Origin of the sequence: Mesorhizobium sp. M0590, assembly GCF_040320905.1 — a bacterium.
GTDB lineage: Bacteria > Pseudomonadota > Alphaproteobacteria > Rhizobiales > Rhizobiaceae > Mesorhizobium.
Map to the genome: position 1 here is coordinate 68,022 of NZ_JAMYQN010000019.1, position 22,742 is coordinate 90,763.

At 61.2% G+C, this 22,742-nt stretch carries 22 protein-coding genes and 2 pseudogenes; 8 read left to right on the plus strand and 16 right to left on the minus strand.

Annotation, left to right across the window (positions count from 1 at the left end):
• Positions 1-124: 124 nt before the first annotated feature.
• A pseudogene (nadE, locus tag NKI52_RS25910) lies at positions 125-456 on the minus strand (NAD(+) synthase); the annotation flags it as partial.
• Between the two features lie 1,013 nt (positions 457-1,469).
• Here nadE and NKI52_RS25915 point away from each other — a divergent pair.
• The gene (locus NKI52_RS25915) at positions 1,470-3,536 is read left to right on the plus strand and encodes a carbamoyltransferase family protein (protein WP_352683970.1); all 2,067 of its coding nucleotides are present in this window, start codon (positions 1,470-1,472) and stop codon (positions 3,534-3,536) included.
• A gap of 85 nt (positions 3,537-3,621) precedes the next feature.
• On the opposite strand, the gene NKI52_RS25920 is transcribed toward NKI52_RS25915, so the two are convergent.
• Positions 3,622-3,798, minus strand: a complete 177-nt coding sequence (locus NKI52_RS25920; RefSeq protein ID WP_352457364.1) for a hypothetical protein — start codon at positions 3,796-3,798, stop codon at positions 3,622-3,624.
• 320 nt (positions 3,799-4,118) lie between these two features.
• On the opposite strand from NKI52_RS25920, the gene NKI52_RS25925 reads away from it, so the two are divergent.
• The 5 genes from NKI52_RS25925 (at position 4,119) to NKI52_RS25945 (ending at position 7,680) form a co-directional block, all read left to right on the plus strand.
• A complete protein-coding gene (locus NKI52_RS25925) occupies positions 4,119-5,303 on the plus strand; it encodes a glycosyltransferase family 9 protein (protein WP_352453586.1) in 1,185 nt (394 codons plus the stop codon).
• A gap of 538 nt (positions 5,304-5,841) precedes the next feature.
• Positions 5,842-6,126 carry a type II toxin-antitoxin system TacA family antitoxin gene (locus tag NKI52_RS25930; RefSeq protein ID WP_352453587.1) on the plus strand — a complete coding sequence of 95 codons (285 nt, stop codon included), beginning with the start codon at positions 5,842-5,844 and terminating at the stop codon, positions 6,124-6,126.
• Complete coding sequence (locus NKI52_RS25935; protein WP_352700235.1) at positions 6,127-6,636, plus strand: GNAT family N-acetyltransferase; 510 nt, start codon at positions 6,127-6,129, stop codon at positions 6,634-6,636.
• A gap of 190 nt (positions 6,637-6,826) precedes the next feature.
• Entirely contained in the window at positions 6,827-7,261 is a 435-nt protein-coding gene (locus NKI52_RS25940; RefSeq protein WP_352700236.1) for a hypothetical protein, read from the plus strand.
• A 236-nt stretch (positions 7,262-7,497) separates the two neighbouring features.
• Complete coding sequence (locus NKI52_RS25945) at positions 7,498-7,680, plus strand: hypothetical protein (protein ID WP_352457368.1); 183 nt, start codon at positions 7,498-7,500, stop codon at positions 7,678-7,680.
• A 27-nt stretch (positions 7,681-7,707) separates the two neighbouring features.
• Here NKI52_RS25945 and NKI52_RS25950 read toward each other — a convergent pair whose 3' ends face one another.
• The 10 genes and pseudogenes from NKI52_RS25950 to NKI52_RS25995 form a co-directional block, all read right to left on the minus strand.
• Complete coding sequence (locus NKI52_RS25950; RefSeq protein WP_352457369.1) at positions 7,708-7,842, minus strand: hypothetical protein; 135 nt, start codon at positions 7,840-7,842, stop codon at positions 7,708-7,710.
• 1,140 nt (positions 7,843-8,982) lie between these two features.
• Positions 8,983-10,953, minus strand: a complete 1,971-nt coding sequence (gene rlxS / locus NKI52_RS25955) for a relaxase/mobilization nuclease RlxS (RefSeq protein WP_352700237.1) — start codon at positions 10,951-10,953, stop codon at positions 8,983-8,985.
• Positions 10,954-11,138: 185 nt separating this feature from the next.
• Complete coding sequence (locus NKI52_RS25960; protein ID WP_352700238.1) at positions 11,139-11,825, minus strand: lytic transglycosylase domain-containing protein; 687 nt, start codon at positions 11,823-11,825, stop codon at positions 11,139-11,141.
• Complete coding sequence (gene lepB / locus NKI52_RS25965; protein WP_352700239.1) at positions 11,813-12,361, minus strand: signal peptidase I; 549 nt, start codon at positions 12,359-12,361, stop codon at positions 11,813-11,815. The genes NKI52_RS25960 and lepB overlap by 13 nt, the downstream gene beginning before the upstream one ends.
• Positions 12,358-12,627 (minus strand): helix-turn-helix transcriptional regulator, encoded by a 270-nt coding sequence (locus tag NKI52_RS25970; RefSeq protein WP_352453595.1) that lies wholly within the window; start codon positions 12,625-12,627, stop codon positions 12,358-12,360. Before NKI52_RS25970 ends, lepB begins: the two co-directional genes overlap by 4 nt.
• 151 nt (positions 12,628-12,778) lie before the next feature.
• On the minus strand, positions 12,779-13,102 hold the full coding sequence (locus NKI52_RS25975) for a DUF736 domain-containing protein (protein WP_352474126.1): 324 nt from the start codon (positions 13,100-13,102) through the stop codon (positions 12,779-12,781).
• 544 nt (positions 13,103-13,646) lie between these two features.
• The gene (locus tag NKI52_RS25980; RefSeq protein ID WP_352700240.1) at positions 13,647-15,368 is read right to left on the minus strand and encodes a ParB/RepB/Spo0J family partition protein; all 1,722 of its coding nucleotides are present in this window, start codon (positions 15,366-15,368) and stop codon (positions 13,647-13,649) included.
• Between the two features lie 78 nt (positions 15,369-15,446).
• Positions 15,447-15,864 (minus strand): annotated as a pseudogene (locus NKI52_RS25985) (DUF2958 domain-containing protein).
• A 14-nt stretch (positions 15,865-15,878) separates the two neighbouring features.
• Positions 15,879-16,082 carry a hypothetical protein gene (locus tag NKI52_RS25990; protein ID WP_352502724.1) on the minus strand — a complete coding sequence of 68 codons (204 nt, stop codon included), beginning with the start codon at positions 16,080-16,082 and terminating at the stop codon, positions 15,879-15,881.
• Positions 16,079-17,041, minus strand: coding sequence for an ArdC family protein (locus NKI52_RS25995; protein WP_352700241.1), 963 nt, complete (start codon positions 17,039-17,041; stop codon positions 16,079-16,081). Before NKI52_RS25995 ends, NKI52_RS25990 begins: the two co-directional genes overlap by 4 nt.
• Positions 17,042-17,384: 343 nt before the next feature.
• On the opposite strand from NKI52_RS25995, the gene NKI52_RS26000 reads away from it, so the two are divergent.
• A complete protein-coding gene (locus NKI52_RS26000; protein WP_352700242.1) occupies positions 17,385-17,549 on the plus strand; it encodes a hypothetical protein in 165 nt (54 codons plus the stop codon).
• Positions 17,550-17,763: 214 nt separating this feature from the next.
• Here NKI52_RS26000 and NKI52_RS26005 read toward each other — a convergent pair whose 3' ends face one another.
• Positions 17,764-17,991, minus strand: a complete 228-nt coding sequence (locus NKI52_RS26005) for a hypothetical protein (protein ID WP_352700243.1) — start codon at positions 17,989-17,991, stop codon at positions 17,764-17,766.
• Between the two features lie 134 nt (positions 17,992-18,125).
• Complete coding sequence (locus NKI52_RS26010; RefSeq protein ID WP_023722035.1) at positions 18,126-18,377, minus strand: helix-turn-helix domain-containing protein; 252 nt, start codon at positions 18,375-18,377, stop codon at positions 18,126-18,128.
• A 105-nt stretch (positions 18,378-18,482) separates the two neighbouring features.
• On the opposite strand from NKI52_RS26010, the gene NKI52_RS26015 reads away from it, so the two are divergent.
• Positions 18,483-18,764, plus strand: coding sequence for a DNA -binding domain-containing protein (locus NKI52_RS26015; protein WP_352700265.1), 282 nt, complete (start codon positions 18,483-18,485; stop codon positions 18,762-18,764).
• A 95-nt stretch (positions 18,765-18,859) separates the two neighbouring features.
• On the opposite strand, the gene NKI52_RS26020 is transcribed toward NKI52_RS26015, so the two are convergent.
• Together NKI52_RS26020 and ubiM are read right to left on the minus strand one after the other, a co-directional pair.
• Entirely contained in the window at positions 18,860-20,767 is a 1,908-nt protein-coding gene (locus NKI52_RS26020; RefSeq protein WP_352700244.1) for a putative bifunctional diguanylate cyclase/phosphodiesterase, read from the minus strand.
• Positions 20,768-21,069: 302 nt separating this feature from the next.
• The gene (ubiM, locus tag NKI52_RS26025; RefSeq protein WP_352700245.1) at positions 21,070-22,251 is read right to left on the minus strand and encodes a 5-demethoxyubiquinol-8 5-hydroxylase UbiM; all 1,182 of its coding nucleotides are present in this window, start codon (positions 22,249-22,251) and stop codon (positions 21,070-21,072) included.
• Between the last annotated feature and the right edge of the window lie 491 nt (positions 22,252-22,742).

Genomic DNA, 22,742 nt, shown 5'->3' on the forward strand with positions numbered 1-22,742 from the left:
GATACGTGCCGACACTGTCAACCTCATGACCGCATGCGGGCTGAAAGAGCAGCGCTTCGCTCCAGCGGTAATTCAGGCCGCTTGCCTAACTGCGGCAAGCCCATCGATCGTGTATGTTGAGACGCTATTGCCGATGCCTAAATATCGAACCCGTCATGGCAATCGTTGTGACGGGAAGCGCTCGCTTATGGGCTGTGCTGGAATGCGCATGAAGTATACGCCTGTGCGCCGCTTCGTTGATCTCTTGGCCTTCGAGGAAGTCGTCAATCTCATCGTATGTGAGACCGGGACGAGGTTCTCCAGGTCGGCGGTCGGGATCTTTTCAACAAGATCAGACGGAGCGCCCAGATACACTGCCAAGGCGCGAACTCTGCGCTTGTTCAGCCCGGAAAGAGGAAGAATGTCTGCGGCACCATCGCCGAACTTGGTGAAGAAGCCCATCAAGGCCTCGGCTGCTTCGAAGCGACTTCTGAAAAAGAAGTGTGGGTTTGCTCTCATACCCTTTGCTGAAAAATGTTGTCATAGAGCGCATGGAATGCCACGCGCTTCGAATCGGAGTAGCCATCCGGGAAGCCTGAAGCCCCTTTGAAGCGCATGTCCGGCAGCTATTCATAGCGTGGATGACTTTGATCGAAACAAACGATTTCATAACTCTTCGGAAATCTTGCATGGACAAAAGCACGTCCGCACCGGTCACCCATCCAAAGGAGAAAATCTTCCATGCGCCCTGACGTGCAGTGGAGGTCGTGCCGAGAAGTGAGTTGCAACTGGCCGATCATGTCGGCGGTTCGACGCTAGTCGTCCCCAATGTTCCTGAGCTGCGAAGTCTTGCAGGCGAGCCAGCTGCCCAGCGCGATTCTGCTTGTGGCGGGCTTTTTGCCGCAGGCAGTCCGCTCGTTTGGGCAGAGGATTGGAGACCCGGCCGGCAGCGCTACCATACAACATCAGCGCACTTTACATCTACGCGGTATTGCCGGGCTTCCAGTCGGTGCCATGTTTGGCCGACGAATGACGCGATGCGGCCTCCTGCACAAGCGAAGGCGTTATCGGATGTGCGACCGGGAAGCAGGCGGACAGTGCAGCACATGTCAGTCGCCTGTGCGACGGTCTTTCGGGGAATGAAATCGGGCCAGTTCACGGCGCGGCATTATTCGTCAACAGCCGCCCCTTCGCAAGGATATAGGCAGCCCGCGTCACAAGTTCGTGCTGCAGATGAAAACGGCATCGCCGGCATGCAAGTCAGCAGCCGCTCAAGATTCGATGATCCAGCCAAGCTCTCGGCGTCATGGAATGGCAGGCGCCACGATCGAAGCATCTCATGTTGATTCAGGCGGACCCTTATGAGGCGTTCTTTGATGCCGGTGATGCCTGACAGGCGGTTGCAGCTGCAAGCGACAACGCGGCCTATTTAGTTGGAAACGGTCTGAGGCAGGCCAATTTGGCTTGCCCGTCACTATGTGGAGAAAGAAATGCTGTGTCTAGGAATTAGCGGCGGACTTGACCAAGTCCATGAAAACCGATTCGAGCTTCGGAACGCCTTTATGCACGATGGCGCCGCGGTGCTCGTCCGAGACGGACGGGTGATAGCAGCCGTCGAAGAGGAACGCCTCAATCGGATGAAACACTCCAACAAGCTCCCAATTCGTTCGATTCAATACTGTCTGTCAGCGGCGGGGGTTCAGCTCAACGACATTGATCGTGTCGCGCTCTACGCCAGCGAGCCCTATGCCAACGCCATGCTTGAAGGTATGTCCGCATCCCACCCGGACATTCTCTCCATTCCGTTGGATGCTAAAACGTTGGTGCAGGATCTGTTAACGCGTGAGTTCGGCACTAAGTTGGACAGTTCGCGTATTTCATTCGTAAGTCATCATCAGGCGCACGCCGTGAGCGCCTTTGCAATGTCGGGCTTCGAACAAAGTCTTATTCTAGCGATTGATGGCTCTGGTGATTTCCTATCGGGCCTCTTGGCGGTAGGGTCTGGCACAGAAATTACGCAACTCGAGGCTTTCCCCGAGAACAATTCTCTTGGGCTGTTTTATCTCGAGACGATCCGCTATCTCGGCTACGGCTTGTTCGACGAGTATAAGGTAATGGGACTCGCGCCCTACGGCGACCCCGCTCCCTATCGCGAGCTCTTCGAGCAGTTCTACGAGCTCTCCGCCAACGGCGGTGGCTACCGTGTTCACCTCGACCGCATCGGTCCGGCGTTGCTCCGCAATATCGAGGTCAGGCGAAAGGGAATGCCCTTCACCCAGCAGCATCGAGATGTGAGTGCGTCACTGCAGGAAGCGCTTGAGCGGATCGTGTTCCACATTCTCCGGCATCACCGTGAGGCCACCGGCATGAAGCGGTTGTGCCTGGCGGGGGGGGTGGCCCACAACTGCACGATGAACGGTAAGCTGCTGTATTCAGGGCTTTTCGAAGACATTTTCGTGCAACCCGCGTCTCACGACGCTGGCTGCGCATTGGGAGCTGCGCTGATAGTCTCTAACGAGATGGGCCGCCCCGCGCCGTGTGAGCGACTGCAGGGGGTCTATTGGGGTCCTGATCTCGGGAGCGAGCGCGCCGTGCAACAGGAACTGAATGCATGGGCCGGACATCTCGAGGTTGAACGCTCTGATGACGTGGCAAGCAGTGCAGCCGACTGGATCGCCAACGGCGCCGTGATCGGCTGGGTGCAGGGTCGTTCGGAGTTTGGGCCACGTGCGCTGGGCAACCGCAGCATTCTTGCCGACCCTCGGCCCGCCGCAAACAAGGACCGGATCAATGCGATGGTCAAGAAGCGCGAAGGCTATCGGCCCTTCGCGCCATCTGTGCTGGAGGAGGATGCGAGCGAATTTTTCGACCTCCCGGATGGTAGGCACGAATTTCCATTCATGAATTTCGTCGTTCGCGTGCGTGACTCAAAGCGCGCCTTGCTCGGTGCCATCACGCACGTCGACGGTACCGCTCGCCTGCAAACAGTATCGCGCAACGCCAATCCCGCGTACTGGGAGGTCATCAATGCGTTCAAGAAGCGCACAGGCACTCCAATTCTGCTCAATACGTCCTTTAACAACAATGCCGAACCGATCGTGGATTCGGTTGCAGACGCGATTGCCACCTTTCTGACGACAGAGCTGGATGGACTTGTGGTCGGGCCCTTCCTGGTAAAAAAGCGGGCTACAACGCTGCAGGATTGGACTGCGCTTGCGGTTTCGTTGCCGCCCTATGTGTCCCTCCATCAAACCCGCGCTTACAAAGCGCCAGATCGTCGGGAGACTCACTGCGAGATCAGCACGACCCACTTCAGCAGTGACAGTGTACGAATTTCACACGACTTGTTTAATCTGCTGATGCGGATTGAGGGCGAAGCCGTGTTGGGAGATCTCCTCAATACAATTGCGCCGGATCAGGCTAAGCGTGAAGCTCTGATGGAGGGCCTGCGACGGCTGTGGGAGCAGCGCCTCGTTCGATTGCATCCCTCACAAGCTGCTCGCATGGATCAAGACTGCGATCAAACGCTGGACCAGCATAACAGGCTCTCAGCGTGATAGAGGTGCCGCTATCCAAGCTCGGCGAATAATGGTGTTCATCGATGCCGCCTGCCACCTCACCGCTGGCAGGCAGTCGACTTCATCACAGGGTTGATTCGTCCACTTCACCTTGGACGACCGGACGCGCAGAAAAAAGCGGCTGCGGCGGGTCCTTGCTAGCGACCGTGATGCGGGACCACAGCGACAGGGCGTGCCCGAGACGGTCAATGCGGCCGGCGGTGTCGTCGCCGGCGGCGACGGTCGCATTCAGGATCAGCATCGACCAAAGAGCGAGGCCACTGCCGTTATGCTCCGAGATCTGGGGACGGCGGCTTGGCGATCACCGTCTACTCGGCGTTGCCGAACTCACTGCATGCGAGACCGTGACGAAGCCCCTCACATTGCGGGTCGGGACATAGCTGGCTTTCTTGGCGCGCTACCATCGCTAGAGATGCAGACTTCGCCCAACAGCTCCTGCTGGAGCGCGGCTTGGATCTGATGGCAGAATTCTTGCGGAGACGCGGACAAAGTGGGGAGCACTCCAACCTACACACGCGTCACCGGGCTATCAGTGTTGACCGTATAATCTTCGGAATGGCAATGGCATATTTTACAAAGCACGACGGCAATCAAATTATATACCGCAGCTGGGAAGAGCCGGAACAGTCAAGCGCAAGGATGAGAATTTTGGTCCTCAAGCTTGATCATGTCGGCGACTTTTGGATGTCTCTAGGGCCTCTAAAGGACCTTCGTCAGCGTTTTGCGCATGCCCACATTACGCTGGTGGTGGGAAGCTGGAACATCGCTACTGCAAAACAGTTCGACCTCGCCGACGATCACGTTGCTTTTGACTTTTTTCCTCGCAACCCAAAAGTCAAAACGCGCAAAGAAGCCGCGGACATAAGGCCGCTGCTGACCGGCGAGTTTGATCTTGCCATTGATATGCGTGTTCCGGAAGAAACAAGGCCGATCTTGCTTGAAGTTCCCGCCAGGCACCGTGCGGCGATAGTTGATCCGTACAGCATGCATCAGATCGATATTGCGATAGCGCCATTCAATCTGAAACTGCGCAGAACCATTTTCTACAAGCTGGTCCAAAAAATAGGGCTTGCTAACAAAATCCCCCGTAGATGGCTTGATTGGTTCATTGACCGTAAGCAGGTGCGTCTCCAGCATGTGTCAGAAATCCTCCTCTTTCTGGTCGCAAAGGCAGCTGCCTATTTCGAAAGCGGAGCGGGTCACCCACAGAATTCGACTACAGGCAATGCCCCGATTGTCGTGGCTCCGTTCTCCAATTCCAGCCTGCGAGATTGGCCGATTGAAAGTTTTGGCAAAGTTGTCGCTGCTCTTTCGACCCGTGGTGAGGTGGTCCTCGTTGGCCGTGGCGAATGCCTGGAAGCGCTTGAGGAGGTTGCGAAGATAGCTAGGGAACGTGGGGCCGCGAACATTCGGACGGCTGTCGACTTGTCAGAATTGGAATTCAATTGTCTCGTGAATTCGGCCGCCCTCGTCGTTTCGAACAATTCAGGCACCGGCCATGTCGCTGCCCAGCTTGGCCGCCCTACTATCGGCATTTTCACGGCGTCACATCTACCGGAGATTTGGGGGTTTCGAGGTCCCTTGGTCAGCATGCTTATGAGTGTTATTGAATGTCGCGGATGTGGTCTGGACCAAGTGCGGCATTGTCCGGTCAAAGTCCGATGCAAGTTCGACATCACGCCGGATCTCGTGATTGCCGAGGTAAACGCCTTGATGAATCATTGTAAGGGTACGGCACAAGCTTAGTGGCTCGCGGTCACCACAACCGCGATTGCCCAGCCCTTGTCGCTGATTCAATCGCTACAATCACCTAAAGGCCGAAATTCAGAATCGAATCGACTTGTTCGAAGGACCGCAGTGGCGATGTCACATTGGCCGACAGGTGGCATAGAGCGGCGCCTGAGAATGAAAGTGCCGCCGCCCAGCCTTCATAGCCGTTCCTCCTTTGTGGCGTGACGGCCCGAAAGTCGCCATCGCGTCAGATGTTCATCAGGTTCGGGATAGCCGGGGCTCGTCCGGCGACAGTCATGGCAGCGACTTCGCTTCTGGACCCGCTCATCCGGCCGCCAAAAACAAATGCGCTTTCTAAGCCGTAATTGATCCGCCGGAGCTGACCAAAGCCACCTTGCTCTGGGTTGCGGCAATGGCGACTGGGGCGAGAAGCCGAGAAGAACCGATGCGGCGAGAAATCCTGAGACCATCCGCCACGAGACGTCGCCAGGGAACGTAGTATTGCGTTCCGCGTTACACTAACGTATATACGTCCGCAGCACAGGAGCGCGCCATGGCCACCACACCCACCAGGAAGGAAGCACCCGTCTCGATGCGGTTTCGCGACGATGATCTCACCATCATCGACCGCGGCGCGGAGCTGCTCGGCCTGTCGCGCACGGAGTTCATGCGGCGCGCCGCGCTGCACGAGGCGCAGGCGGCCATCCTCAACGAAACCGTCATCCGCGTGTCCCCGGAAGCCTATGACGCCTTCATGCAGGCGATCTCAGCCCCGGCCGCTGCGCCCCCGGCGAAGGCGGCCGAGCGGCTGCGTCGGTCCCCGCCCTGGGACCGCTAGGTGGCGCTTTCAGGCATCGAACTCCTCGACGACGCGCACCGCCTCGACAGCTTCGATTGCGGCAAGCCGGCGCTCAATGCTTGGCTGGCCGGCTTCGCGCGAACGAACCAGGCCCGCGGGTTTACCCGCGTCCTGGTCGTTCACGACGAGGGAACAGTCGTCGGGTATTACGGCCTCGCGCCGGGCGTGATCCAGCCAAATAGCGCACCGCGCGCCATCCGCACCGGACGCCCGCCCGATCCGATCCCCTGCCTGCTGATCGGACAACTCGCCGTCGACCACCGCTATGCCGGACAAGGCGTCGGTAGCGGCTTGGTCAAGGACGCGCTGTATCGCTGCGTCCCCGGCGCCGACATCGTCGGCGGCCGCGCGGTGGTGGTGCGGGCGATCGACGCCGAGGCAGAGCGCTACTGGCAGAGCTGGGGCTTCATTCCCGCGCGGGACAATCCGTCGGTGCTCATGCGCTCGATCCAGGACGTGAGCCTCTGGCTGGCCGACAAAGGCCACTAGCTCCGCGCGCGTAGCGCCTCCGGAAGCGGCAGGTCTGCGCGCGGGCCTGCCGCCGACCGGGCTCTAGTTGCGGCGTCCCGCCGCTCCCCGAGCCGGCTTCGCCGTCTCGGCGTTCGGGTGACCCCTCACGCAGGGCCAGAGGGAGACGGCGGTCAGAGCGAGGGAGCCCTGGAGAGAAGGGAAAGTCATGATGTCGATGATATTCATAGGGGGTTCACGCGAGATATTTGAGCTGATGGAACCTGCCATCGCTCGGATCCGCCCAATCGTTGTTGCCGTGCACGGCGTGCTGATTGGCGACGCGTCTGGAGCCGATGCCGAGGCGCAGGGCCTGCTCGCGGGCTACGGCTACAAACATGTCGGGGTCTTCCATGCGGCCAAGGAACCCCGCAATGATCTGGGCGACTGGGCTGCCTACCGGGTCCCGTCTCCTGAAGGTGCTAGAGGATACTGGATCTACGCCGCCAAAGACCGGGAGATGGCGCGCGCCGATTTTGGGATGATAGTCTGGGACGGCGCATCACCCGGCACGGCCGTCAACGTGCTTCGGCTCGCCATGGCGAACAAGCCGAGGTCATCTACGATCTGGCCAGGGGCAGCATGGCGACTACGCACCATGTCGTAGACTGGTGCGCCATTGCTCCGCGATGCCGGTCCAGACATTCGGCGCGCCAAGCCGAAGCCCGCATGACGCGAGGCGAGCGCCTGGCGTTGCCGGGATGATGGACGCGCGGTCCCGGCGGGTCCAACGCGATAGGCTTGATCCGGCCCCGCGCCCCCAACTCCACTTGTATGAACGGCCGGGGCCGGCCCTTTTCGAAACCGGCTCACCGCCGCGTGGCGTTGTGCAGGATGATTGTCTTGACCCGTCTCGCATCTGAAGCGGGTGCAAGCCTGCCGCACATGCCGCTGCTTGGTCATGCGAGGCATCGCTACCGTGGGGCGTGGCGTTCGCCGATCTCCAAACCGCTGTGCCGCCATACCGAACACGCAAGGCGGTTTAACCGCCAGGCTGCTGTCTGGGTGGAGATCCGCCTGATCTAAAGCGTCACCCACCCGACGGACAACATCTCACGACGCGCCGAGCAGCTTGGCCAAGAATCCGCACTGGCCGATCTCGCGCTGCGTGCGATCGCCTCCTCGATAGCATTGGAGCAACACCTTCTTGAAATCGGCCTCTGCCGGCAATTTTGTCGTAAAGCTCATGGTGGCGACTCCCGCACGCGCGCAGGACAGCCGGCAGATCGCGCATCTTGGCGATCAACCCTGCCATTCGGCCCGTCGTTCTTCTTTATTCCAATGGAGATCGTAATCAGGTCCGGCCGGTCACGGAGTGAAGTGTTCTCCCTTCGAGCAGCCACGTCGGCGCCGCTCAGAATCTTCGACGAGCGCGCCATGACAGCATCGATCTCCGCAAATTCTTGCCAGCAGATCGTCCTCACATCATCATGCCCTTGGCTTCAACCGGGCTGGTGCCCTCCCCTTCCCGGCTTTTTGTCCCGACGCTCGGGTCGCGTCGCCCGGCCCGGTCAAGGCCCGGCGCGATTGGTCGGGTCTCATGCCCAAAGCTGCCTCGGTGCCAGTAGCGGCACCGCATGGCCCCACCCAGGCTTGCGCCAGTAAAGCGTCGGCGAGCCAGCATCCGACGGTGCGTTCGAGCGATCTCATTCGGCGGCCATGATCGCGCACGTCACCATGCTGCAGCGGAAAGCTGCCGAAGCTCGTCTGGCCAGGTCGCTGACCGCCTCGTCGTCGCGGGCGACGACCGAAATCTTCCCCACCGCAGCGAGGTTTCTCCCGTTAGAAGATCCTCAGCGGGATGGGCTGCCAGTTCACGCCCGGCCAACAAGCATCCGGCCCGCGGGACAGACCTCGTCTCCCGGTCGTGTGAGCAGAAGAACATCGCGAAGTGCGGCTTCATCCTCGACGCCGCGAGCCTGCTCGCTATACCGCGGCCGCCGAAAGCCCTAGGCGCTGTCACCAGGCGCCAGCCCACCTTTCTAGCTGGCGGACCATCTCATCGAGCGCGCCGATGGCCGCACGGTCAGTGATTGCAATGTCCTCAATGCGCCGCAACTGTTTGGGTCGGGGGCAGCCCTGCGCAACCAGGCCGGCACCGCCGTCGTCGGCGCGGCTTCCGTGGCACCGGGAAGAGTGCCGTGGTGGCGCAGGAGGGTTTTGGCTCAGAATCATGGAACACGATGAATCATCGCGGCGCTTTTTGTAGAGCGAACGATAAGTCTTGCACGACCAGCCATTTATCCCTCGCCAAATCAATGCCGCGGGCGCAGGCGAACTCCGTCCGGACTAAGTTCAACGCGGGCAAAAGAAGTTGTGTAGGCCATGTCACGAAATGCTTGGTCCGCTTCTCTGCCGGCCGATGGTCCATGAAATCCCCTCCCCACCCACGACACCAGACACCTCCTTGCCAATATGCCGATCAAGTACTGGCCTCCATGGTACCAGCATGAACTCACGCGCCTTCTCGACTATCACGTACTTGCCGCTGGCAAGGTCGATCGAGCGGCGCAATCGACCCTCTATTCGATCACCAGGCTGCGCTTCGGAATACGAGAGTCCGAGTTCGTCAGACAGTTGACCGGCAACACGGTTCAGCTCACGTTGACGCAGGATCGAAAGCATGTTGGCGCGATAGACGATCCGGTCCTGCTCTTCCCGAGCAAGACCTTGCGCAATCAGCCACTGCCGTCGGCGGCCTTGCGCCTCTCGGACATCGCGGCCGAAACCAGAGCTGTGCAAGGCCTCCGGTGTGTCGGAAACCAGCTCTCGATCGAGCCAGGTGGCGCCGTCGAAGCTGACTTGTTGTTCCAGCGGCGTCGATGAGAGCTTGTCAACCGTGACAGGCTCGGCCCCGGCCCGCTGACGCTCGTAGTCAGACACACGGTCGAGATGATCCGGTGCGACGATCCAGGTGCCGTCCGGCTCGCGCTCGACACGACCGGTCGCCCGGCGGATCGCCTCCAGTCGCCGCACGTGCGTTTCGGCAAAGCGTTCGGTGGCCGACGGGTCATGCTTGAGATGGATATCGATGCTGTAGCGCCCGTCATGGGCCGTGGCGATCTCGGCAATTGTGCGGTCGACTTGCCTTGGCCCGGTGTCCCTCGGCGTGACCCGCACTATGCAGCCCTCTGGCGTCGGTTGGGTTGCCTCGCCTTTGCCGATATCAACATAGTGGCTTTTGCCGTCCACGGCGTCGACGACGAGGTAATGGCGGTCAGTGATTTCGTCGGCCAGGCCGCGCGCAACGATGCAGCCGACGACAGGCTGCATCTGCTCTGCAGATCGATCATGGATAACATAGTCGGCGGCACTGCGGGCGAGCCCCTTGCAGGTCAGTTCGCGGTGCATGGTCTTGATGATGTCGCCCCGCTCGCCGATGCGGCGCAGCGTCGCTTCAAGCTCGCCATCAAGGCGCCAGCGGCCCGAGCCGACTTCCTCAGCCAGACCCATCCGCTCGAGCTTGCGCAGGCGGCCCTGGTGCAGCGTCTGGCGAAACGTGTCTCGGCTGGCCGGTGAGACATGCCCATCATGGTCGCGCATGCGGAGCAGCTGCCGATCGATGCTGGTGAAGCGTTCCCGCTCCATTTCCTGGCGCAGGCGTTGCTCGATCTCGCGGTCCGTTCTCGGGCCAAGGTCGAGGCTGACCAGCTCGGCCGCCCGTTCACGGATTCCAGACGAGATGTAGTCTCGCGCGATGACAAGATTTTCGCCGCGGTCGTCCTTGCCGCGGACGATAATATGGGTATGCGGATGACCAGTGTTGAAATGATCGACAGCGACCCAGTCGAGCTTGGTGCCGAGGTCTTCTTCCATCTGCGCCATGAGGCGCCGCGTGAGCGGCTTGAGGTCGTCATACTCGATGCCGTCTTCAGGTGCGACGATGAAGCGGAACTGATGCCGGTCCCCATCGGCACGATCGATGAAGGCCTTGCCATCAACGCTGTCGCTGTCGGCGCTATAGAGCTCGCCAGGCTCGCCTTCGCGGGTGACGCCGTCGCGCTGGAGGTAGCGAAGGTGTGCACGTGCCCCGTCAACACCCTTGCCAGCCAGCTTGACGATACGCGCCTTGACGACGGCGCGCCGCTGCCGAAACGCCGCGTGGGGGTCGCGCGCTCTGAGAACGGCGGCAGCAGCCCCGCCGCGCCCCGCCCGGCTTCCGATGAAGCGGCCACGGCGACCGCTGCCGCCGCCGGCTCGGTTGATCGCGGCGCGGATCTGGCCGACGAAACGCTTGCCTGCCTTCGAGCCGCGCGATCCGATTTTGCCCAGGCTCGGCTTGAACTCTTCATCCTGCATTGAGCCTCCTAGTAATCTTGAGAAAAATCAAATCTTTGTCGGCAGAAGCTCTCCTGACGCTGAAGGCAGCCTCCATGAAAAACGATGTGCAGACAAAGACTTCGCCGCCTCCAGGAGGCGATGCCTTTATCTTGCCTTCCGCGGACCTGCCTCCCTGCCCCGCCCGACCCACGGTACCCCTGCCCTCACCTGCGATCCGGCCGGCCTGACCTTGCTCGCTCCGATCCGAGCGGCACCACAATTTGGCCATTCGGATCGGTCGCGGAAACACCGTTTCGCAGGAAAAACAGCGACTGCCCGGACGGGATTTCCGGCGCTTTTCCGGAACGGGATTTGCCGGTGAACGCGTCCATGTCGGCGGCCGAGATCCCCGCAGCCTTGACCTCTTCCAGATACGAAACCGTCTCGCTGGGCAGCGGTCGCCCACGCTGCAAATGCTGTTCGTAGCGGTCCGGCCCAGCGTTATAGGCGGCAAACAGGCCGGGAAAGCCGAAGCGGTCATACATGGCGCGCAGATAGGCAGTGCCTGCCAGAATGTTGTCGCGAGGGTCGTGCGGATCGGCCCCCAGGCCAAGCTCTGCGCGCATCTCCTCATAGGTGCCGGGCATCACCTGCATGAGGCCAATGGCGCCGGCGTGTGACGCGATCGGCCGTCCATTCAGCTTTGTCTGCCCTCGGCTTTCGGCATCCATGACGGCATAAATCCAGGGCTGTGGAATGCTGAAACGCCGGCTTGCCTCAGCTACGTAGTGCTGCCATCTTGCCAGCTGCGGACCACGGGAGATGGCGGCCGGCTGAGCGTCGGTCGCGGCGGAACAGGCGCATGGCGCTATCGCGACCATGCCGAGCATCAGGAGGGTTACTCGGTCCATAGCGGCACGAGCCTCCCGGCAATATTTTCGGCCGGCACCGGCCCGAAATAGCGGCTGTCGAAGGAGCGGTTTCTATCGTTGCCGAGCAGGAAAACCTCGGCGGCGGCGAGCTTGCGGCAGGCATTCCACCAAGGCAGCGGACGGTGCTGCGTGTCGGTTGCCAGCCGGCGCGCGACAATTTCGCCGCCGATGATGATGGCGTCGCCGAAGGCGCAGACATGCTCGCCAGGCAGCGCGGCAAGGCGCTTGACCAGCGGCACGTTGCTGGGCAGATAGAAGCGTTCGGCGGCGAGATCGGCGACCGGTTTTGGCGGGCGGACGAGCACGAGATCGCCACGAGCCGGCGATCCGGACGCGACGCGATAGAGGCCGACCGGCGCACTCTCCGAGGCGTTCCAGACCAGCCAGGGCGATGGGTTGTCGAAAGCGGCGAAGCCGATCAGGCTGAGGCCTATTGTGGCCACGGCGATCGTCTTGCGCGCCCGAATGCGCCGCAGATGGCTGCCGATCAGACGGATAGTGGGACGCCGGCTCATGAGCGGCCTCCCTCACCGGCCGAGCCGGAATTGTGCCCGCCATCCTCGGGCCTGGTCTCCTGCGCGCGTCCCTTCGACCAGTCGTCGAGCTCGTCGATGTGATAGCGGACATAGCGGCCGTGCTTGCGAAATTGCGGGCCGCCGCCTTTGAGCCGCATCTTCTCCAGCGTGCGCTGGGACAGCCCGATATAGAAGGCGGCCTGCGCGGTGTTGAGAAACGGACTGCCCTTCTTGGCGCGGGCCGCGCGTTCGTTTTCGTCGTCCATGATGGTCCTCGTTTCGTTACGGACAAGCGAAGGCGAGGATCGGCGAGCGAGATCGTTTCGGGGACGGGCGAAGAGTGGGGGGCGAGTTTTCGCCGCCCCTTCTTGAGAAGAGCCCCGCGCCGGTTGCGGCGCGGGGCTCGAGGCTGGCGGTTCAGTCGACGGGGTTCCAGATGATGGCGTATGTGTCGTCGTCATCCTGGCCGGCGGCGCGGCCGAGATTGGCGTAGAGCTTCCGCGGACCGAACTCCGGGGCGGCAATCGACAGGCTCACATAGTCCTTGCCGGAGGTCTCGCCGGTGCGGATCCAGCCGGCCCCTACTTCGACCCCTTGCGTCAGCACCCGGAAGTCGGGATGGGTGTCGGCGCTCTTTGCCTGATTGGGCACGATGTCGATGTCGGCGCGCACGCTGAGCGTCCTGAGCTGGCCCTTGTAGCCGCCGTTTTCCTGTTTGGTGACGTATCCGATCGCGGTCATTTTCAGTCTCCTTTTGGTGCTCGCCGGGGACCATTCCCCTGCGATGGCGGACCGTGATGGGCGCGTCCGGACCGCCGGAACCGGGGCGGCCGCAGCGATAGCGGAGGACCCGAGCGGACAGCTTTTTTGAAGCGAAGCGGCGCGAGGAAGCCGCCGCAGGCGGCGGGGAAAAAAGCTGCTGGCGAGGGTTTCGGGCGGGCCGGATCCGCCCATAGGTCGTCAAGCCAGCCGCAGGGGAATGGTCCTGAGACACCATGGAGACAGGTGGCGCGATCGGCGGCACAACGAGCAGGCGGCATTACAGGGCGCCGGCTGCGCGGGCTCTGTCGGCAACCCGATCGGACAATTGGCCCCATGCGCCTGGGCGCCTCGGCAAGCAACCCGGCGCGGTGCAGGGCTGCCCAAATGGGGGCGAGTTGGCGTCGGGATTTCTCGCGCGGCACTGGCTCGACAAGACGACCAATCGGCAGCCGGCGCGGCCCGGAGCGGCGCGCGCGACCTGAGCAGCGGTACTCGAGAGAACCGCCGCTCGGGCCCTGATCGACTATTCGCGCGCGAACAGCGGCTGCATTTGTGCCCACTGATCGGCGGTGCGGAAACCGCCGCAACTGGTGTAGCTTTCGGCGGGGAATTTCATCCAGCGCGGCAGCCAGGTCTCGACCCTGAGGCGGCCATTCTCGCCCGCCAGGAAGTCACGGATGATCTTCTTTTGCGTCTTGACCTTCTCGGCGACATTGCCGTCCGCGACCAGCTTGCCGCCGACCTCGGCCAGCATCGAATTGGCGATTTCCTTGTCGTGCAAGAGGTCGAAGAAGGCATCGTCCGGTTGCCACCATGCGCCCATATCGACGTTCAGATGGTTGCCGAGCGCCTCGATGACGGCGCTGCCGGCTGCAAGCGTCTCGGCCATGACAAGGGTGAGAACGCGCATGACATCGTCGTCGCACAGCGCCAAGAGGCGCGCGAACACGCCGGCGATAGCAAAGGCGTCGCCATTGCCGCCGGCGACCACGCCATCCGCATCCGGTGATCCGAGCAGGGCCAACACTTCGCGCCGCTTTTTGCCGAATGCAGCTTCAGCCTTGCAGCCGGCAAGGCTGGCAGTCACCGTCTCGTTGACTGCGCGCTGTGGCTCACGGCGCACCTGCCACAAGCCGGACCCGGTGATGGCGTGAGCCACCACGAGGCGCAGCGCCACGGCGGGATGGTCGAGCATGGCGGCGCGCACGGCGGCATGGCGATGCAGATCGATATAGTTCTGCATCGGGCCGGTGAGTTCGGGGCGCGGCGGCTTGGCGGCTGTTTCGTCTTGCTCGCCGCCCTCGCGGGCGCGGCGGGCTTGCTTGTGTGACAGCCAGCCCTCGTGACACCCGACCTCGCCGCGATACGTGACCGCGATGAAGACCTTGCCGCCCTTCTTCTTCGGGGTCTTCTCGTGGTCCCATCGGTGGAAATACTGGCCCGGCTCCAGCAGCACCAGCTCGCTCCAGCCGTCGTTGAGATAGGTGTCGCGTCTGGCGGCAATCGCTTCGTTCTGCTTTTGCCAGAACAGGTCGGCATCGGCGAAATAGCTGTCCTCGCCGAACAGGTCCGAGGTGATCAGGCCGGGATATTCGTCGATGGCAAACAGCGCCACCTTGGTGGAAATCGACTGGCCGCCGAACAGCCATTGCTTCAATTGAAAGCCACGCGGCGCGTATTGATCGGGATCGGCACAGAGTGCCAGCCAGTCCTTCTGCTGCGCCTTGGACGCCATGGTGAGATGGCGCACCGTCTCGGCGTCGATCTCCTCGCGGCGATAGGCTTCGCGGATTTTGGGCAAGAGGTCGCCAAGCGCCAGAATGCGTTTGACCTTCAGGTCAGTGATGCCGAAGGTCGCAGCGATGTCTGGAACGGTGCGGCCTTGCCTGACGAGCCGCGAAAACGTCTCCCATTGCGATACTTCGTCAGGATCAAGGCGGGCGAGGTTTTCGATCAGCGAGGCTTCCAGCGCATCGGCGTCGTCACCGTCCTCCATGATGGCGCAGGGCAAGGGATCGCCTTCGCCGCGCTCGTCGGCAAGCGATTTCGCGGCGAAATAGCGCCGCCTGCCGGCAACGATCTCGAAGGTTTCCGGCTGGCCGTTCGGCCGCACAAGGAGAGGCACCAGCACGCCGCGCGCACGCACGGATGGCAGGATGTCGGAAATGTCGGGCGCGCGTTTTCCATGGCGCATGTTGAGCGCGGAAATGTTGAGCTGATCCAAGGGGATGTGGGCAAGCTGCATGGTTACTCTCCTTCGCTTTGGTTAAGGTTGTCCCCGCCGCAGAGGCCGAAGGCCGGCGCGGCGGGACGGTTTTTGCGCCTATCGGCGCTGCTGTTCCGCCGTGTCGGGCGGAAGCTCGGAATGGCTTTGAAAGGGCGTCTGCTGCCTGCCGCAGAAGTCGCTCGGCCTCGGTGATGTGGCCGCAAATACGGGCGGCTTCGGCATAGACGGAAAGCGGAAAGCGCGCCTGGAAATGCAGGTCGCGCTCGATGCCGAGGCCAAGCGGACCTTTTACGGATGCAAGCTCGGCCAGACTGACGCTGCCGAGTTCGGGGAAGCCGAAGCCGAGATCGCAAAGGCCGAACAGCGTGTCGCCATCGGCGTCGAGTTCGCTCAAAAGCCACGTCGCGGCACCTGTCGGATTAAACAGTTTCACAACGGGAAAATGGTCGATGTCGGCGTCGGCGGCGCCATTGGCGAGCAGTCGTGCGCGCAGTGGATCGGTGATCAGGATCATGGAAAGACTCCTTGTCAGAACAGGTCGAGTTGATTTCTGCTGGCTTCATCGAAGAGGCCGATATCGAGCGGCTTTTGCGCCGCGCGCGGACACATCGGCGCGTCCATCAGGAGGGTGAGCCGATCGCGCGTGGTGATCGGCCGAACGCCGGGAATGAGCAGCTGCTCGCCTTGCGGCGTCGGCTCGGTCGCGGTCAGTTGAGGATCGCGCATCGTCATGCCGCAATCCCTTCCTGCGCCTCGCCTTCGGCATCGGCCTGAAGGCCAAGCAGGAAATCGGCGGCCTTGGAGGCAAGACTGGCGGCACGGAAGATCGCGCGGTTGTCCTCGCGCAGCACCTTTAGCCATGAGCCGATGTAATCGGCATGACGCACGGTCGGCTCGATACCGAGATTGCTGCAGACGAAGGCGGCAGTGATTTCGGCGACCAATTCTTCACGCGCGTAAGCCTTGGAGCCGAACGAGCCGGAGAGGTCGCGAGCAAGCCGCGTTGGGTGGCCGGTCCAGTGGCCAAGCTCGTGAAAGCAGGTCCGGTAATAGTCGATCTGCTGATGGAACGCCGGCTGCGGCGGCACCTGAATGTGGTCGCTGCCCAGCATGTAGAAAGCGCGATCGCCGCCGACCCTGAAATCCGCACCGCTGGCGCGAATGAGCGTCTCGGCCTGCGGCACGATCTCGCACTGAGGCAGCGGCTCGGCGGCGGCATAGAGGTCTTCCGGAAGATTATCGCACTGCGCGACATTGAAGACGGTGAAGCGCTTCAAAAAAGGCACGGCCTGTGGTTCATCGCCCTCGTGGCGTGCGCGCTCCTTCTCGTCCTTGGGGACAAAGCGGTCGGCATGCACGATGGTCGTGCCGCGCTCGCCCTTCCTGACATTGCCGCCAAGGACGAGCGCCTGCCGGAAGGTGAGCCAGTTCTGGCTGGGATAGCTGCGCTCGATGACCGCGCCCCACAGGATGAGGATATTGATTCCGGAATAGGTGCGCCCAGAGGATGCATTCCTCGGCAGGCCAAGGCCTGCCTTTGCGCTGCCCCATGGCTTGACCCATGGCACGGTGCCGCGCTCCAGCTCGGCAATGATGCGGTCCGTGATCTCCTGATAAAGGCTGGCGCCGGGGCGCCCGCCCTTGCCTGCGCCAGCCTCTCCCCTGGCGGAACGCTTGCTGTTTGCATGCATCGTCTCATCCTCCGCTCGCCAATCGCCGCGCCTTTCCCCGGAAGCGGGATGGGCGGCGAGTCGCGACCGGAAAGGCCCGCCGTGGGAGGCGGACCGCATCCGAAGGACCGGAACGAAGAGGAGGACCCTGAGCGCACGCGAAGGGTTGCGGGCTGCCGCGGCGGGCCTAGAAGGGAGTGCCGCCCACCCCGCGCCACCGGGAAAGGCCAACAGACAAACCCCGCCGCCCGCAAGGGCGGCGGCCGTCTCAGCCCGAAGGGCTGCCCACGCCAAGGGGCGAAGCCGAATGGCCGAGACCGCCTGAGCTTGCCGAAGAAAAGCGGGCTCGGTTCACGAGCACCTGGTGCGCGTCGTCAGGCGCGCGGGCGCCCGCCAGGACGGCAGGCTGGACAGATTTTTCGCACGGATCATCGTCAAGCGCCGCAGTTACGCCGAGAAACTCGACGACATCGCCGCCGTGGCGCGGCTTCCTCCGAACAAAACCAGCGCTCGCCTTTCAACAGGTTGAGGCGCGTGTCCCAGTAATTCCTGTCCGGGATCATGATAGACGCGCTCGCCCGTTTTGTAGCTTATATTGGCTTTGATGTTGCAGCCGACAGCGGCAGGGTCGATTCGAAGGCAAGAAAGCCAGCCAGGAGTTGTCTTGAAAGCGATGGTTGCCCACGCCCCTTCCCTCCGAAGAGAGAATGGGACGTTTGCAGCGTGGAGTCTACAAGTCGGGTCTAATTCACCGATCCTGTTCCGAACCATTGAATGAACGGCGCATCCTTACCCGTGATATCCTTCACCGTCTTTAACAGCGCTTCATGGGTGCGTTGGAGAGCCCGGTAATGGTTGCTGCTAGGTGACAGAAGCGGCTGGACGATGCTCTTGTGCAGCCGTTCCGCCTCCGCCAGAAAGCGCTCGATTTCAGCTTGTGAAAGCTGCTTGGAAAGTTTGGTCCTAGCCATTGCGATCTCCGTTGAGGAATCGCCCACCTAGGATTATCATCCTATATCGGCATGGCTTGGTAAAGACCCACCCGCAGCGGAATGGCAGCTTGCCGAAGAAAAGCGCGCTCGGTTCACGGTACCGGCGCGAGCCGTTAGACGCGCAGGCGCCCGTTAGCCCGCAGGCTGGACAGAATCTCGCACGGATCAGCGTCAAGCGCCGCAGTTAAGTCGAGAAACTCGATGACGTCGAGACGCCGCTCTCCACCCTCGTACTTGGCCACGAAGGATTGGGGACGATCAAGCTTCTCGGCCACCTGCGCCTGAGTCAGGCCTTTGGCCTTGCGTAGGGAAACCAGCTGGGCCAGAAACCGCTGGTGGCGGGGCGATCGAAGAGATTTGGGCATGTAGGCGAACCGGTCGGGTAAAGACCGGATCAGCGACTAATCCCGGTTTCGGATTATCCCATTTTGGGATATGCTGCGGGCACTCAACAGGCGAGGTTCGCAGGCATGAATCGACCAATGGGAACAGATGAGAGTCGAAGCTCAACGTTGAGCGATGAAGTCCCCTGGTCGGAGAACCTCACGAGCTACGACAGGGAGCATTTCACGATCTATCTGAAGATTTTGGATGCCTGCGCCGACAATGCCAGCGAAGAGGAAATGGCCGATCTCATTCTCGGCATCGACCCGGCCCTTGAACCGGTCCGCGCCCGCAAGGCTCTTCGCAGCCATATCGACCGTGCGAACTGGATGGTGACGACTGGCTACAAGGAACTGTTCGCCGGCTGACGCACAGCACGGACTGTCATGCTCTTCAAACAAGGACGTTCAGATACCCGCCATTCATGAGCGCACGGCCGCGAGAGACGGCGCGGCGGGAGCGGTCACAACTGGTTCGCGTGCTGTTTGACTGCCATTTCTAGTGCTTGGCTCAGAGGCACAGCCTTGGAGAACAGGAAGCCTTGAGCGGTTCGGCAGCCAAGCTTGTGCAGGGTTTGCCGATCCGCCTCTGTTTCGACGCCCTCGGCCATGACCTCGATCCCGAGCATGTTACCGAGATCGATGACCGATTTGACAAGCAGTCGGTCCTCTCGGGACTTGGCCAAGCCGCGAATGAAGCCCTGGTCTATTTTCACCTTGCGTATCCGACTGTCCTTGAGCGATGCCAACGTAGAAAAGCCGGTGCCGAAGTCATCGAGCGCGATGGAAATGCCGGCATGTGAAAGCCGTCCGAGCTTTTCATCCACTCTGTCCGGGTCCACCGGGGATTCTTCGGTAATCTCGATCTCGAACATCGTTGCAGGGAGACCTCTTGCCGCCAGACCATCCAGAACCATGTCGTCGATATCGCCGGCTTCCAGTTCGCGCGGTGAAACATTCATCGCCACACGGAGATCACGACAGTCAGCTTTCACCAAGCCGTCGATAAAAGCACAACAGTCGGCGAATACGGTTTGCGTCAGCAGCTGAAGCATTCCGGTTTCGCGTGCAGCTGTGATGATTTCGGGTGGAGAGATGGCGCCATGAGTCGGATGGGACCACCTCAGCAAGGCTTCAAAACCGACCACGGCCTCGGTGTCGAGTTTCACGATCGGCTGGAACCAAGGTTGCAAGCTTCTCGTCTTTATCGCCGAATGAAGGTCCCGTTCGACGGACTGGCGGCGTTGCAGTTCCCTGTCGAGTTCGGCATCGAACAGGCAAAATTCGTTCCTGCCACGACGCTTGGCCGTATAAAGGGCGATATCCGCCCGCAACAACATTTCCGTCAGGCCCGGCGTCTGCGCCAAGTATATTCCTATCGATGCCCCGACACGGACGGACGCGACCTCGATATAGGGGCGGGCAATTTTGGCTATGATATCGGAGGCGAGATCACTAGTAGAAACCGAAACCCTCGTTGAGGGAAAAAACAGCACGAATTCATCGCCGCCAATACGAGCGAGCGTTGAGCCTTCCGGTGCTTCCTCCTCTATGCGGCGGGCGATCCTGACAAGCAGTTCATCACCGGTCCTGTGACCGTAGGTATCGTTGACGGATTTGAACCCGTCCAGATCAATCAGCATTGCCACGAAGGGGCCATCCGCGGTCTCGAACCGTCCGATAGCGTGTTCGAGGCCACGCCTGTTGAGAAGGGCCGTCAGGTGGTCCTGCCTGGAACTGGCCTTCATCTCCGCCGCAAGCCGCTCGGCCTCATGCCTCAGGCGGCTCGCTTCGCGGAAGCGTGCTTGCCCAACAAACGCAGCTCGAACCAAGCCGCCCATGAAGAGCAGAACGGTAAAAGCCAGAATGTAGTCTTCAAAATTGCCTTTCGCCAAAAGGCATCCCACCGTGATGAGGAGCGGAGGTGTTATGAAGTTGATCGCCGCCGCGGCATACGAACTGCCGTATGTAACCGCACCAGCTGAAATGCCCGCCAGAATGACCAGATGCAGCGGTGCTTGAGGTGTCGTGTATCCAACAGTCAGGACGGCCAGGAAGGACCAGGCAAACCCTGCCAGAAGAGCAAGGATGCCAAACCAGCGAAGCCGCGGCAAAACCCCCACGAAATTGTCATGGCGCCCTGTTTCCTTTAGCTGATAACGCGCGAGTGCAAGGCGGGCGGCATTTATCGCATTGACGACCAGGAACCAGATTGCAGCGGCAAAGCCGCTGCCAGAAAGGGCGTGCACCGCCCAAATCAGGCCTGACAGGATAGCGCTTATCGGCATCGACACGAAGAGGCCGGTCCTCAGGTCAGCAAGCTGATCCTGACGGATTTTGGCCTCCAGCGTGTCTTCATTCTTCGGGGCCATGGACGGACCGGCTTGCTCCCATCGTTGTTCGCGACGACAAGCTTACGCAAGCCCACTGAAGGACGGGTTAACTATCCAGCGGGGGTAACCAGTGCGCTCACCATGGCTCCGGGTCGCACGTCTGCTGTTAGGATTGCCGGCTGACCATCGAGATCTTGACCGTGCTATGCCTTGATCCGAACCATCCCAGGATCGGCAACGTCACCATGGAAGCAGCCTTACGAACGGCATCAAACGCGACCGGCGAGACAAAAGGAAGCCGGGCCGAGATAGCGTTCCAGAGCGGCAGCGCTGCCTGCGATTCACCGCCTGAGCATGGCCGAAATGCCATGGCGGATAAAGGGAAGATATTGGGCAAAGCGAAGCCCCGCATGTCTTGCAAGCCGTGCCGTCGGGTGCTCGCCTGAGTAGAGAGCGACAAGTACATTCGTAGCATGATAGAGCGGTGCCGCCGACAGACGCAGCCGGCTTTCGTATCTGCCGAGCATGTCAGGATCAGCAATGTCGCGGCGCTCACGACATGCCGCCAGGATTCCATCGGCGAGTTGCTTCTGGCCGCTGAGGCCGATGTTGAAGCCATGCGCGGTCACCGGGTGCATGCCGAGGGCAGCATCGCCGATCAGTGCCGCACTCGGAGCCCAGAACTTGTGCGCCCAGGTCGTGACCAGCGGATAGGCATGGCGGGTGCTTGCCAAGGTCATCTCTCCGAGGCGTCCTCGACAACGGTTCGTCAATTCCATCAGGAACAAATCGTCGTCGAGAGCAAGCAGTCTGTCGGCCTCATTTGAGCGCAACGTGAGAAGCAGCGACGACACGCCTTCCATGAGCGGCAACATCGCTATCGTCTGATGGTGATCGAACCATTCGACCGCGATCTGGTGATGGGCGCGCTCGTGCCTCACCCGGCAAATCAGCATGGAGTTGCCAAGCCGATTGATGTCGGCCCCAATGCCGAGCAGGTCGCGCGTCGCGGACAGACGCGAATCCGCTGCAACGAGCAGCCGAGCGGCCAATTGCCTGCCATCACAGAGCCTTATGACTGCTTCTTTGTGGCTGGTTGTTGCAGTGACGACCGAGTGGCCGCACAGCAGCTGGGCATGACCCTGGAAGTGGACAATCTTGAACAGGGCGTCGCGGATCCGACAATTTGGGACCAGAATTCCGAGTGGTTCCCCAGATCCGCTGGGAGAATCGAAGCACAGGGCGAAAGGGCTCGATCCGTTGAGCACACGCGCGCCTTGAAGTGGTGATTTGTCCGAAGCGGGGATGATATCCCAGGCGCCGAGCTCGCGAAGGATTCCAACCGAAGCGTGGGTCAGCGCGATCTCGCGACCGTCGAAAGCCGGATTCGCCAGGGTTTCGAGCGACTGCCGTTCAACCACTGCCACCTTGAGTCGGCTCTGGGCAAGCGATGCGGCGAAGGAAAGTCCGACCGGCCCGGCTCCGACGACAATAACGTCGAATCTATCGACAGAGCCGGCCATCAGCGTCCCGCCATAGCGTCGGCTATCTGCGACGAAGGGGACTGGAACGCATCGCAATCGCTCCACGGTTTGCGGCTCATCTCCCCAAGCATCTCCACGCGACCTAACCGTCCGTTAGACATCCGTTCTCCGTTGAAAAATGGTCAATGAAACCATGCCGACGAAGAGATAACCCTGATCTGGATCAACCTGGCTCGACAAACGCGGCAACGGCAGGTTCACGGTCGACTGGTCGATCGCCACGCAATGGTCTGGTCAGGTCATCATGGAATGGCGGGCTTCCCCTTCGGTGCGGCCCTTTTCACGGCGATAACAGGGGTTCGATTGCCCTTGGGCATACCAGCAAAATCAAGCACTTAGCTTATGTTTCCGCAAACTCGTCTAATATTCATCTAATATCTCTCATGTGGAAAACGGTGGATTTGGGTGGAGATTGATGGAATCAGATAGCCGAACGTTGAAATCGGCTCCTATATGAGTGCTTGGGGGGC

Bases quoted from the DNA above. Each gene is read 5' to 3' on its own strand.
- NKI52_RS25915 (WP_352683970.1), top strand. From the start codon at position 1,470: ATGCTGTGTCTAGGAATTAGCGGCGGACTTGACCAAGTCCATGAAAAC.
- NKI52_RS25920 (WP_352457364.1), bottom strand. From the start codon at position 3,798: ATGCTGATCCTGAATGCGACCGTCGCCGCCGGCGACGACACCGCCGGC.
- NKI52_RS25925 (WP_352453586.1), top strand. From the start codon at position 4,119: ATGGCATATTTTACAAAGCACGACGGCAATCAAATTATATACCGCAGC.
- NKI52_RS25930 (WP_352453587.1), top strand. From the start codon at position 5,842: ATGGCCACCACACCCACCAGGAAGGAAGCACCCGTCTCGATGCGGTTT.
- NKI52_RS25940 (WP_352700236.1), top strand. From the start codon at position 6,827: ATGTCGATGATATTCATAGGGGGTTCACGCGAGATATTTGAGCTGATG.
- NKI52_RS25950 (WP_352457369.1), bottom strand. From the start codon at position 7,842: ATGAGCTTTACGACAAAATTGCCGGCAGAGGCCGATTTCAAGAAGGTG.
- rlxS (WP_352700237.1), bottom strand. From the start codon at position 10,953: ATGCAGGATGAAGAGTTCAAGCCGAGCCTGGGCAAAATCGGATCGCGC.
- NKI52_RS25960 (WP_352700238.1), bottom strand. From the start codon at position 11,825: ATGGACCGAGTAACCCTCCTGATGCTCGGCATGGTCGCGATAGCGCCA.
- lepB (WP_352700239.1), bottom strand. From the start codon at position 12,361: ATGAGCCGGCGTCCCACTATCCGTCTGATCGGCAGCCATCTGCGGCGC.
- NKI52_RS25970 (WP_352453595.1), bottom strand. From the start codon at position 12,627: ATGGACGACGAAAACGAACGCGCGGCCCGCGCCAAGAAGGGCAGTCCG.
- NKI52_RS25975 (WP_352474126.1), bottom strand. From the start codon at position 13,102: ATGACCGCGATCGGATACGTCACCAAACAGGAAAACGGCGGCTACAAG.
- NKI52_RS25980 (WP_352700240.1), bottom strand. From the start codon at position 15,368: ATGCAGCTTGCCCACATCCCCTTGGATCAGCTCAACATTTCCGCGCTC.
- NKI52_RS25990 (WP_352502724.1), bottom strand. From the start codon at position 16,082: ATGACGATGCGCGATCCTCAACTGACCGCGACCGAGCCGACGCCGCAA.
- NKI52_RS25995 (WP_352700241.1), bottom strand. From the start codon at position 17,041: ATGCATGCAAACAGCAAGCGTTCCGCCAGGGGAGAGGCTGGCGCAGGC.
- NKI52_RS26005 (WP_352700243.1), bottom strand. From the start codon at position 17,991: ATGGCTAGGACCAAACTTTCCAAGCAGCTTTCACAAGCTGAAATCGAG.
- NKI52_RS26010 (WP_023722035.1), bottom strand. From the start codon at position 18,377: ATGCCCAAATCTCTTCGATCGCCCCGCCACCAGCGGTTTCTGGCCCAG.
- NKI52_RS26015 (WP_352700265.1), top strand. From the start codon at position 18,483: ATGAATCGACCAATGGGAACAGATGAGAGTCGAAGCTCAACGTTGAGC.
- NKI52_RS26020 (WP_352700244.1), bottom strand. From the start codon at position 20,767: ATGGCCCCGAAGAATGAAGACACGCTGGAGGCCAAAATCCGTCAGGAT.
- ubiM (WP_352700245.1), bottom strand. From the start codon at position 22,251: ATGGCCGGCTCTGTCGATAGATTCGACGTTATTGTCGTCGGAGCCGGG.